The 10,934-nt window shown below is 70.7% G+C and carries 13 protein-coding genes; 9 read left to right on the top strand and 4 right to left on the bottom strand.

Going from position 1 to position 10,934, the window contains the following annotated elements:
• Nucleotides 1-1,070 (bottom strand): esterase/lipase family protein (locus ACWCSU_RS43210; RefSeq protein ID WP_449942349.1); only part of this gene is annotated, 1,070 nt, incomplete at its 3' end.
• Between the two features lie 305 nt (nt 1,071-1,375).
• Nucleotides 1,376-1,828: a MarR family winged helix-turn-helix transcriptional regulator gene (locus ACWCSU_RS43205; RefSeq protein WP_449942348.1), complete on the bottom strand. Its 453-nt coding sequence runs from the start codon at nt 1,826-1,828 to the stop codon at nt 1,376-1,378.
• 210 nt (nt 1,829-2,038) lie between these two features.
• Here ACWCSU_RS43205 and ACWCSU_RS43200 point away from each other — a divergent pair, with 210 nt between their 5' ends.
• Nucleotides 2,039-2,989, top strand: a complete 951-nt coding sequence (locus tag ACWCSU_RS43200; RefSeq protein ID WP_449942347.1) for a quinone oxidoreductase family protein — start codon at nt 2,039-2,041, stop codon at nt 2,987-2,989.
• 118 nt (nt 2,990-3,107) lie between these two features.
• Here the strand turns inward: ACWCSU_RS43200 and ACWCSU_RS43195 are convergent, their stop codons facing one another.
• Nucleotides 3,108-3,266 carry a hypothetical protein gene (locus ACWCSU_RS43195; RefSeq protein ID WP_449942346.1) on the bottom strand — a complete coding sequence of 53 codons (159 nt, stop codon included), beginning with the start codon at nt 3,264-3,266 and terminating at the stop codon, nt 3,108-3,110.
• Nucleotides 3,267-3,294: 28 nt separating this feature from the next.
• Nucleotides 3,295-3,864 carry a hypothetical protein gene (locus ACWCSU_RS43190; protein ID WP_449942345.1) on the bottom strand — a complete coding sequence of 190 codons (570 nt, stop codon included), beginning with the start codon at nt 3,862-3,864 and terminating at the stop codon, nt 3,295-3,297.
• A 346-nt stretch (nt 3,865-4,210) separates the two neighbouring features.
• Between ACWCSU_RS43190 and ACWCSU_RS43185 the strand changes: the two genes are divergently transcribed.
• From ACWCSU_RS43185 to ACWCSU_RS43150, 8 genes are all read left to right on the top strand, one after another.
• The gene (locus ACWCSU_RS43185) at nt 4,211-4,657 is read left to right on the top strand and encodes a hypothetical protein (RefSeq protein ID WP_449942344.1); all 447 of its coding nucleotides are present in this window, start codon (nt 4,211-4,213) and stop codon (nt 4,655-4,657) included.
• 250 nt (nt 4,658-4,907) lie between these two features.
• A complete protein-coding gene (locus tag ACWCSU_RS43180; protein ID WP_449942343.1) occupies nt 4,908-5,201 on the top strand; it encodes a hypothetical protein in 294 nt (97 codons plus the stop codon).
• 119 nt (nt 5,202-5,320) lie between these two features.
• Nucleotides 5,321-6,331, top strand: coding sequence for an aldo/keto reductase (locus ACWCSU_RS43175; RefSeq protein ID WP_449942342.1), 1,011 nt, complete (start codon nt 5,321-5,323; stop codon nt 6,329-6,331).
• Nucleotides 6,331-6,930 carry a TetR family transcriptional regulator gene (locus ACWCSU_RS43170; protein ID WP_357710628.1) on the top strand — a complete coding sequence of 200 codons (600 nt, stop codon included), beginning with the start codon at nt 6,331-6,333 and terminating at the stop codon, nt 6,928-6,930. The genes ACWCSU_RS43175 and ACWCSU_RS43170 overlap by 1 nt, the downstream gene beginning before the upstream one ends.
• A 96-nt stretch (nt 6,931-7,026) precedes the next feature.
• The gene (locus ACWCSU_RS43165) at nt 7,027-7,962 is read left to right on the top strand and encodes an NADP-dependent oxidoreductase (protein WP_449942341.1); all 936 of its coding nucleotides are present in this window, start codon (nt 7,027-7,029) and stop codon (nt 7,960-7,962) included.
• Between the two features lie 243 nt (nt 7,963-8,205).
• Entirely contained in the window at nt 8,206-8,538 is a 333-nt protein-coding gene (locus ACWCSU_RS43160) for an ArsR/SmtB family transcription factor (RefSeq protein WP_357711071.1), read from the top strand.
• Entirely contained in the window at nt 8,535-8,783 is a 249-nt protein-coding gene (locus ACWCSU_RS43155; RefSeq protein WP_352326865.1) for a hypothetical protein, read from the top strand. The genes ACWCSU_RS43160 and ACWCSU_RS43155 overlap by 4 nt, the downstream gene beginning before the upstream one ends.
• Before the next feature lie 122 nt (nt 8,784-8,905).
• Nucleotides 8,906-10,900 carry a serine hydrolase domain-containing protein gene (locus ACWCSU_RS43150; protein ID WP_449942340.1) on the top strand — a complete coding sequence of 665 codons (1,995 nt, stop codon included), beginning with the start codon at nt 8,906-8,908 and terminating at the stop codon, nt 10,898-10,900.
• Nucleotides 10,901-10,934 lie beyond the last annotated feature (34 nt).

The raw sequence follows: 10,934 nt of genomic DNA, 5'->3' as shown, positions 1-10,934 counted from the left end.
GGGACGAAGCAGTGCCCGGCGATCGGATTGTCGACGTCCAGGCCGAGACCGGTGGCTTCGGCGATGGCGTTGAGCGCGTCGGCGAGGATCTTGAACCCGGTCAGGATGCCGCCGGGCGCGCCGTCGACGCACGGAACGCCCGGCGCCTGGACCTCGATGACGTCGGGCGTCAGCAGGCGAAGCAGGCCGGCCAGGGTCTCCGGCGCCTTGGGCTGGGTGCGCAGGTCGGTGCCGGTGATGAGGTCGCCGGTGCCCAGCAGCGCGCTCTCCCCGGCGCCGGTGCCGTTGCCCGCGCCGTTGCCCGCGCCGTCGGCGACAGCGAGCAGGCGCGGGATGCGCGGCCAGCCGCCGACGGATTCCAGTTCGCGCAGGAACTGGGTGCGCAGCGGGTCGACGCCGGGCACGCCGTCGGCGCCGGGCAGGTGCCAGGCCAGCAACTGGCGGGCGGCCGGGCTGTTGAACAGGTCGGCGAAGCGCGAGTCGTAGGCGTTGATGTGGTGCGCGAACGCCTGCAGCGAGATCGGCACGTAGGCGCCGCGGTGCGGGGTGTCCCAGGAGAAGTACACGCCGACCTGGTGGTCGATGCGCTGCGTCTCCATCCGGGCCAGGGCGTAGCGGGTGACCAGGCCGCCCATGCTGAACCCGCCGGCCAGCAGGCGGGTGTCGCCGAGCCGCTCGGCGGCGGCGCGGTGGATCGCCGCGGTGGCGGTCTGCGCGTTGTCGAGGATGGAGGCGCCGCGGTCGTCGAAGCCGATGACGACGACGTCGCGGCCGCGCCGGCGCAGCTCGCTGATCAGCGGGAAGGCGCGCCGCTCCAGGCCGTCGTAGAGCTCGTCGATGTCGCTGGCCCCGGATCCGAAGCCGTCGGCCAGGAGCACCGGCCGGGTCAGGGCCTGGTTGCGTTCGCCGTAGTACACCCATGCGGTCCCGCCGGGCAGCGGCCAGCGGTCGCTCCACTCCGCGGCGGGTGGAGCGGTGGTGGTGGCGCCCGCCCTGGAGCTGGCGCTGGAGGACAGGACGACCGGCGGCGCGGCGCTCAGAGCGCTCGCGATCTGCTGTTTGTTGATCACCCCAGAGTTATCACCATTAGTGGTCGTACGGACACCTAAAGCTATGATCTCGGTCGGCCCCTCGTTTGGTTCGCATGAGACCGCAGCAGCGAGTCCACCGGCCGGCCGAGAACACCCGCGCGCGTGGAATCGCATGCAGCAGCTTGTGCTCGGTCAGGACGCCTTCCAGGTGAGGGTGATGCGCCAGAGTCGCCCAGTGTGGGCGCGGAAGTCGTGCCCCTCCAGCGCTTGGGCCCGGTTCCCCACGCGTTGCCGGCGGGCGTACGTCGCAGACGGCACGAACTGGCCGCGGCCTCGCTCGGTGATCAGCGCGCGGCAGTCGGGCCCGGTTCGGTGTGTGCGCGCGACGAGCGGGCCGAGACGACGTCGAGCAGGTTGGCGAGCTGACCGAGCTGTTGTGGATCCAGTCGACCGGTCGCCGGTGTCAGGGCACGCCGGATGTCCTCCTTCACGCGTTCGGTGAGTTCGATCCCGGCCGGGGTCATGTACACCTCGACGACCCGGCCGTCATCGGGGTTCTTGCCGCGCGTCAGCAGGCCCCGGCGCTCGGCGCGGGCGATGAGGGTGGACATCGTGGACTTGTCCAGACCGAGGTAGGCGGCCAGGTCGGTGACGCGGAGGCGGCGGTCGCGAAGGATGCCGAGCACCCGCAGCTGGGTGAGCGACAAATCATGCTCGCCACCGATGCGGGTCAGCACGCCGGCCACTTCGAAGGTGGTCCGGACGAGGGCGTCCATGACGTCGTCGGCGACGGTCATGCCGCCATGCTAGTCCGGCATGGTTGGAAATGCCAACCATGCCGAGGCGTGGACGCCCGGCATCACCGTCGCCCGAGGGTGCCTCACGGCTCGATCCCGCATCAGGTGATCGACGGATGCGGCGTCGATCACACGGCCCGGTTGACATGGTTTGCATTTCCAACCATCCTGAAGGTAGTTGGAAATGCAAACCATCCTCAGGAGGTCTCCATGCATGCTGCCGTCATCCCGGAAGCCGGTGCTCCGCCGGTCTATCAGGACCATCCCGACCCCACGGAACGCCACGACGAGCTCGTCGTCGAGGTCCTCGCGGCCGGGCTGCACCATCTGACCAGAGCCAAGGCGAACGGCTCGCACTACTCCGGCAAGGGCATGTACCCGCTCGTCCCAGGCGTCGACGGCGTCGTACGTGACAAGGAGGGCAACGTCCGCTACGTGGTCCTGGACGACACAGCTCTGGGAACGTTCGCCGACCGCACCCTCATCGACCCGCGTCGCAGCGTGATCCTGCCCGACGGCGTCGACCCCGTACGGATCGCCGCCGCGATGAATCCGGCCATGTCGTCCTGGGTCGCGCTGCGCCGGCGCGTCGAATTCCGAGCCGGTCAGCGTGTCCTCGTCCTCGGCGCCACCGGCAACGCCGGACGGATGGCGGTCCAGATCGCCAAGCTGTTCGGCGCCGCCCACGTCATCGCCGCAGGCCGTGACGCCACTCGCTTGAGAGCGCTGACCGCCCTCGGAGCCGACGAGACGATCACCTTCGACGAGATCAGCCGCGCGGCCGATGTCGACGTGGTCATCGACTACGTGTGGGGCGAGCCCGCAGCCGGCGCCTTGATCCCGATGCTCACCGCCCGCGCCGACCGCGCCGTCCCGCTGACCTGGATCCAGATCGGATCCATCGCCGGTCAGAGTGCGCCGATCCCGTCCGCGGCACTGCGCTCGGCCCGCCTGCAGATCGTCGGCAGCGGCATCGGCTCGGTCCCTGCCCGTGACATCCTCGCCGAGCTGCCCGAACTGGCCTCAGCGGTGACCGCCGGCGCGATCGACGTGCGGGTCCGCGCCGTACCCCTCCCCCAGGTCGCGCAGGCGTGGACCGACGAGACCGAGGACCGCATCGTCCTCGTCCCCCAGCCGCCCCATGCGACGAGGCAGCCATGACATCGTCGAGCAGCGGCTCGAACGCGCTGATCACTGGGCCCTCCGGGGCGATGGAGCCGCCGGCGGGGGCCCCCGGCGTCGGGGTCATGATCGGCCCGTTGTCGGCAAGTGAGGCGCCTCATGTCGGCGGCGATGGTCGGACGCGGGGCCATGGCGAGGCCGAGGGAGGGGCGCGGATGTCGGCTGAGGCGTTGGTCACCGCCTCGCGTTCGAGCGCGTCCAGGCGGGACTCCAGCGCGGCGTGCCGGACGTCGGCGGTCAGCCGGTCCTGCTCCACCCGCTGCGCAAGGCTGCATGCTGGGCGTTCACCTGCTCCAACTCTTGCCGCAGCAATGCGATCTGGCCGTTGACCTGGGCGAACTCGACCTCGACCAGGCGGCGCAGCGTCTCCAGCGACAGCGCCACGCTCGGCCGGACCCGCTTGAGCCGATCCTGTCGCTGGCCCGCCCGGCCCCGGTCCGGGTCGCGACCCGAGACGAGCCGACGTACTCCAGCGCTTCGGCGCGTAGCACCCGCGGCGCGGCTTCCAACTGAACGCGGTGCTCCTTGACGAGCCTGATCCGCTCCAGGTAGGCCGCTCGCCGCTCGTGCTCGGGTATGCCGGGTGTCCAGCAGGTCGGCAGGCCGCGCGTCGCCTCCAGCACTTTGACAGCGCCGGGGTCGGTGCGAGTGAACACGTCGTTCCCGCCAGGGATGTACGGCTCGTGCAGCACGATGTCGAGCAGCGTCGGCACGTCGTCGGGGTCGAGCCCGTACAGGGCGCACCGCCATTCCAGCAGCGCGTGCGGGATGGCGTGGTGGATCTCCATCCCGGCAGGGGGCTGGAACCGGTAGACGCACCAGATCGGTTCGGCACCGTCCGCGTGCGGGGCCACGGCGGCGCCCGTGTCGGCCAGGGTGGTGTGGGTGTAGGCCAGTTCGGCGTCTCATATCTGCACAAGATCGGACACAGCGCCTCCATGGCGTGAACGAGACAAGAACCCGAGAGCAAGCGGGTGATGGTAGGGGCGCTGACCTGCGTGTTCCCGCTCAGGCCGGAACAGGGCCTGGCGCGATGAACCGGCTCTGGCCATCAGTCCCACGAGCAGCGTTTTGTCTGGGTGGCGAATCTGGCTTCCAGACAATCCAGCAGCCACCAAGACTGGCCACTGCCTGCCGTCACCTGCTCGGCGGGCTTGACCTTCACAACCTGGGCCAGCTCAGGACAATCACGGAGATCTCATGCTGAAAAGATTCATCCCGGCAGCCGTCGCCGCCATCTCTCTGGCAGGGCTGACCTTCACGCCGTCGGCAAGCGCGGAAGCCCTCTCCTCCTACAAGGCGTACGGCTGCGCGGCCGGAGACTTCTGCGTGTACTCGACAGAGGTCATCTCCGAAGGCACGAAGATCAGCATCGGGCGAGGCGAAAACTGGCCAGCGGAGGATGACAAGTGGTCAAGTGTGTCCGCCAGCCCGTACAAGAACGTCCGCTCCTTCTTCAACAACGGCACGCAACAAACCTATGACCACGTCTGGGTCATCTACATCTATGGGGACGGCACTGGCGCGGCGAGATGCATTCACCGCGCCGTGGACGGTGACCTCGGGCAGGGACACGAGTACACCGATCTCCGAATGCCCGCGACCGTCGTCCGGATCGAGTGGCGGAAGGAAAACTGCGAGAAGTAGCCCGCGTCCGCCGGTGATCCGGCGGTCCGACGCCCGGTGGTCGTCGGACCGGTTGGGTCGATCCGGGACGCCTCCAGCATCCGATCGGAACCGGAGGAGTCGGCCGGATCACGCACACCGGACCGGGGTTGCCGTCCATGTCCGCGCCGTACGACACGATCCGGGAGTTCGGCGCGGACCCGGACGGCGAGAACGTGCGCGAGCCGGCCACGATGCCCGCGGTCGGCCCGAGCGCGGCTACCGCGTCCGGGTGAACCCGTTCGACCTGCGGGTCACGATCGACGTCGACCTCGCCCTGTTCACGGCCGATCCCTCGGTCGGCGGGTGGGGCGGCCGGTACACCTGGACGAACCCGCCCAGCGACCGTCGGATGACGTTCATCGTGGCGTGCGTGTACCCGGGAGGAGTGATCGTGGCCAACAGCTTCCAGGCGCGTACCCTGCCCTCGGCGACCGCTCCGGTGGAGCCGCCACCGCCGCCCGCCGGCCATTTCCGCGCGGTCGGGAACATCGGCGGGGCCGTCGAACTGACGCGGCGGCCGTGAGGGAGCTGTTCGTGGTCCGGCTGGGGCGCGAAGAGGCCGTCACACTCTGGACCCGGAACGGCCGAGGTAGCAAGTTACAAGTTTTGACATCTGTTACCAACCCGCTTAGCGTTTCTCATATGGAGCAGAGGACATTCGGCGCCGACATCTGTGTGGGGGCGGTCGGGCTCGGTTGTGCAGGCATGTCCGGCGCGTACGGACGCAGCGCCGACGAGCAGAGCATCGCCACGCTTCGCAACGCGCTCGACGCCGGGATCACGTTCATCGACACGGCCGACCACTACGGGATGGGGCACAACGAGACGCTCATCGGGCAGGCGCTGCGACCCGCCGATCGCGACCGCGCCGTGGTGAGCGTGAAGTTCGGCGCGTTGTTCGGTGTGGACGGCAGCGTCCGCGGCATCAACGGCCGACCGGACGCGATCCCGAACTTCCTGGGCTACTCGCTGCAGCGGCTGGGCACCGACTACGTGGACATCTATCGCCCGGCCAGGCTGGACCCCGCTGTCCCGATCGAGGAGACCGTCGGCGCGGTCGCCGAGATGGTGCAGAAGGGCTACGTGCGCGGCATCGGGCTGTCCGAGGTCGGCGCCGAGACGATCCGCCGCGCCCACGCCGTGCACCCGATCACCGACGTCCAGATCGAGTACTCACTGTTCAGCCGCGGCGTCGAAGATGAGATCCTGCCCACCTGCCGCGAGCTGGGCATCGGCGTCACCGCCTACGGGGTGCTCGCCCAAGGGATGCTGACCGGGACATGGCGGCCGTCGGCCGACGACGCACGGCATCGCGGGCACCTGCCCCGCTTCGCCGCCGGCAACATCGAGACCAACCTCGCGTTGGTCGAGCGGCTGCGGGAGATCGCCACCTCCCGCAGCGCCACGGTCGCCCAGCTCGCGATCGCGTGGGTGCTGGCGCAGGGTCGCGTGCACCAGGACATCGTCGCGCTGGTCGGGGCCAGCCGACCGCGCAGCATCACCGAGGCGGTGGACGCCGCCGGCCTGCGGCTGACCGAGGACGACCTGGACGCGATCGAGCAGGCCGTCCCCCGAGGGGCGGTCGCGGGCGAACGCTACGCCCCCGCCCTGCTCGCGCTCCTGGACAGCGAGCGAACGGGCGGCAGGCGCTGATGCCGGCCCGAACCCCGCTGGACGCGAACGCCATCCTGGCGGCCACCGAGCAGATCCTGCGCCGACACGGGCCGGACAAGGCGACGGTCGTCGACGTCGCCCGGGCACTCGGGGTCAGCCACGCCGCCGTCTACAAGCACTTCCCCTCCAAGCAGGCGCTGCGCGAGGCCGTGACCCGGCGCTGGCTCGACCGCAACCGCGACGCCCTCGCCGTCATTGCCGCCGACAGCGCGGTCCCACCGGTGCGGCGACTGCGTACCTGGCTGCACGCCGTCCTGGCCGTGAAGCAGGCGAAGATTCGCGAGGACCCGGAGCTGTTCGCCGCCTATGGAATCCTCGCGGCCGCGCACAGCAGCGTCGCCACCGACCACGTCGCCGACCTCCTGGGCCAGCTGACGGCCATCATCGCCGACGGCGCCGCCGACGGCAGCCTCCGCGCCGACGACGCGGAGGCCACCGCCCACGTGGTCTTCAACGCCACTGCCAAGTTCCACCACCTCGCCCACGCGGCCGAATGGCAGAACCCCGGCGTCGGCGCCGAACTCGACGAGGTGTGCAGCCTGCTGCTGGAGGGTCTTCACGTCCCCACATCACCGTAGCCGAAGCGGGTCGACCACCCGCCGCGACTCGTCACCGGCGCGGTCGGCCCTGCCCATCACCACCCAGGCGGCAACGAACAAGGAGGACGAACGACCATGGTTCAAGCAATCGGAGTGACGCAGCCAGGCGGACCGGACGCTCTCGGCGAGCTCGATCTGGCGGCCGAACCGATCGGTCCCGGTCAGGTCAGGATCCGGGTCACCAGCGCCACGGTGAACCCGGCCGACGCGATGATCCGTTCTCGTCCGCGGCAGGATGAGGCGGACGCGGTGCGGGTACCGGGCATGGAGGTCGCCGGCGTGATCACCGAGATCGGCCCCGCCGTCGACCGCCCGTTCACGATCGGGGACGCCGTCATGGCCATCGTGGTGCCCTCGGGCGAGCACGGCGGCTACCGGGCAGACCTCGTCATGTCGGCACGCTCGGTCGCGAAGATCCCGGCCGGGCTCTCGGACGTTCAGGCCGCCACCATCCCGATGAACGGGCTCACCGCCCGGCTCGCACTCGACACGCTGGCGCTCCCGGCCGGCGCGACGGTCGCCGTCACCGGCGCAGCCGGCACCGTCGGCGGATACTTCGTCCAGCTCGCCAAGCAGGCCGGGCTGGTCGTCGTCGCCGACGCCGCCCAGCAGGACGAGACCTTCGTCCGCGAGTGCGGAGCCGACGAAGTCGTGCCGCGGGGGGACGACTTCGCCGCGATGGTCCGCCGCCACCACCCGGGCGGCGTCGACGGGCTCGTCGACGCCGCCGCGCTGGAGGCCGTCGTGCTCCCTGCCGTCAAGGACGGCGGCACCGTCGTCACCGTCCGCGGCTACCAGGGCGACGGGACCGGCCGGGTCCGCGTCGCCCCGATCTTCGTCCGCGACTACGTCGAGGCCGCGGCCGAGCTCGACCGGCTCGCCGAACTCGCCGGTGAAGGACGGCTCACCTTCCGCGTGGCCGGCGAGCTGCCGGCCTCCCGAGCCGCCGACGCGCATCGCTCGCTCGAACGGCGCGGCGTACGCGGGCGGTTCGTCCTGCGGTTCGGCTGACCGATCCTCGCGAAGGGCGACCGAGACGAACCTGCTGCCTGTTCAGCAGTGACAGACGCCCGCAAGCGTTCGGCCGGCAGAGCAGGGCGGTGGCGATGGAGCAGGACAGTCCGACCGCGAGCACCGCGTCCCGGGCCGCCTTTGCCTCCGTCGCGGTAGTGGGGGTGGAGCCGGTTTGACGCGTACACTTGCACCTGTAAGACTGAACTAACAGGTGCAAGACAGGCGCTCCCCAAGGACGACATGCCGACCAGCGAAGAGTTGCTCCGCCTGCTCGGCGCGGTCGGGCATCCACTCCGGTTGCAGATCCTCGCCGAGCTCGCCGGCGGCCGGGTCCACGTCAGCGAGCTGGCCCGCCGGATCAAGGTGTCCCGTGCGCTGCTCTACATGCATCTGGAGCGGCTGGAGAAGGCGGGGCTGATCGAAGGGCGGCTGGAGCTGTCGGCCGACGGCAAGGCGATGAAGTACATCGAGCTGCTGCCCTTCGAGCTCAGCCTGACGATCGACACCGTCCTCGCGGCTCTGCGCGCGGACGACGAGGAAGGACCCCATCAGGTGCAGGAGACCCCGCAGTGATCGACATCGGTTCCATCGTGATCCCCATCGTGGTCGTGCTGATTCTGTTCGGCGCGATCACGGCCTGCATGGCGTTCTACTTCCGGTTCGAACGGCACCGCACCGACGTGCTGACGGCCGAGATGGCCAGATATCGCGAACTGGCCGAGCAGGCCGTGCAGCGGCAGGGTGAGGTGCAGGCCAGGCTGGGCGAGCTGACGGAGAAGGTCGCGGCGATGGAGAGGATCCTGCTCAGCGTCGACTGACGAGCCTGTGACACAGGTCCGGGGGCGAGCGGCAACTCACCCCCGGACGGCGGAACCGCACGACCACGCCGTGACGGCGTGCCTTTGACGCGTACGTGCTCCCACAGAAAGGAGAGCAGCTCATGCTGCTCGAACGCAAATCGTCCCGCTGGCGTGCCCTCATGTGCTCGCTGGCGGTCGCCGCGCCGCTGCTCGCAGTGAGCGCCCCCGCCGCCGCGACGGCGGCCGACCCGGCACGGTCGGTACGAGAGTTCGCCGACGCCTACGTGCCCCGCCAGCTCAAGGAGCACCACATCCCGGGGGCGGCGATCGCCGTCGTGGCGGGCGGCCGTCAGGTCTTCGCCCAGGGGTACGGCGTCGCCGAGGTGGAGACCGGCCGTCCCGTGGACGCCGAGCGGACCGTCTTCGCCCCCGCGTCGGTGGCCAAGCTGATCACCGCCACCGCCGTCATGCAGCTCGTCGAACGGGGCCGGATCGACCTGAACGCCGACGTCAACCAGTACCTCACCACGTTCAAGATCGACGACGCCTACCCGGGCCGGCCGGTCACCATGGCGAACCTGCTGACCCACACCGCCGGGTTCGCCGGCGGTGACTTCGGCACCGGCGCGGCCACCGCCCGTGACGTGCACCCGCTCGGCGCCCACCTCGCCGACCACCAGCCGCCCCGGATCCGCCCGCCCGGCACCAGGGCCGTCTACTCCAACTACGGGATGGGCCTGGCCGGCTACCTGGTCGAGGTGCGCTCGGGCCTGCCCTTCCAGCAGTACGTGCAGGAGAACATCTTCCGGCCGCTCGGCATGACGCGCTCCAGCATGGCCCAGCCCGAGCCCGGGCCCGTCGCCCAGGCGCTGGCCCCCGGCTACCGTCTCCAGGACGGCCACCAGGTCCGGGCCGAAGGGGCCAAATACGGACACATGCCGCCGCACGGAGCCGGCTTCCGCTCCACCGCCACCGACATGGCCGCGTTCATGCTGGCCCAGCTGACCGGCGGCGGGAGGATACTCAGGCCGGACAGCGTACGGCTCATGCAGAGCCGCCACTTCGGCAACGCCGAGGGCACCGCCGGCATGGGGTACGGCTTCCAGGAGTACACCAGGAACGGCCGGCGCCTGCTGGTGCACCGGGGCAACATTCCCGGCTACTTCGCGATCATGGCGCTGATCCCCGACCGGGGCATCGGCGTCTACGCCTCCTACAACGGCATCGGCAAGGGCGGCCCCGACTCCGCCTGGTCCCTGGTCAACGCCTTCGCCGACCGCTTCGCCCCGGCCCCCGCCCCGGCGGACGGCACGCCGGGCCCGCTGCCCGACGTCGCCCAGTACACCGGCACCTACCGTACGGCCCTGGCCGCCGACATGACCGACCTGGGCAAGCTCAGCTCGCTCACCAGCACCGTGACGGTCAGCGCGGGCGGCGACGGCCTCCTGACCACCACCGGCGCGGTCGCGCTCGGCCCCACCGAGAGCCGCCAGTGGACGCAGATCGCCCCCGCCCTGTTCCGCGAGAAGAACGGCTACCGCACGATCCGGTTCCGCCCCGACGGCCTGCTGGCCACGGAGAACCCGGCGGGGCCGCTGGAGCGCCTGGCCTGGTACCAGTCGCCCACGGTGCATCTCGGCGTGCTCGGCGTGAGCCTGACCGTGCTGCTGCTGTCGGCTGTGGGCGGACCCCTCGCGCATGCCGTACGCCTCGCGCGCCGCCGCCGCAGGCCCGGCGGGTCCAGTGACGGATCCGCACCCGCAGGTGCTTTCGGGGCTGCCGCCGGAGCCGGGCGGGCGGCGCGCCGGCGGCCGGTTCGCGGGCCACGCCTGGCCGGGCTGCCCGCGTGGATCACGGCGGTGCTCGTCACGGCCTCCGCCGGGTCCCTCGTGGCGATGTTCGCGGACTTCGACGCCAACCAGGCCGAGTTCTTCCTGGGCGGCAGCCCGTTGTTCACGACCATCACCACGCTGCCCGTCCTGGCCGCGGCCGGGGCCGGCGTGACGCTGGTCACCGCCGGGCTGGCCTGGGTCAAGGGCTGGTGGACCCTGGCCGGGCGGGTTCACTGCACCGTCGTGGTCCTGGCCGCGCTCGCCTATCTGAGTGTGGCCGCCGCCTACAACCTGATCGGCTGAGAGCCTCCGGCACCCGGCCCTTGGTTCGGGAAGG

It is taken from the genome of Nonomuraea sp. NPDC001699, from assembly GCF_053596455.1.
Note: the sequence above shows the minus strand (reverse complement) of the source record. Positions and strands in the feature narration are given on the sequence as shown.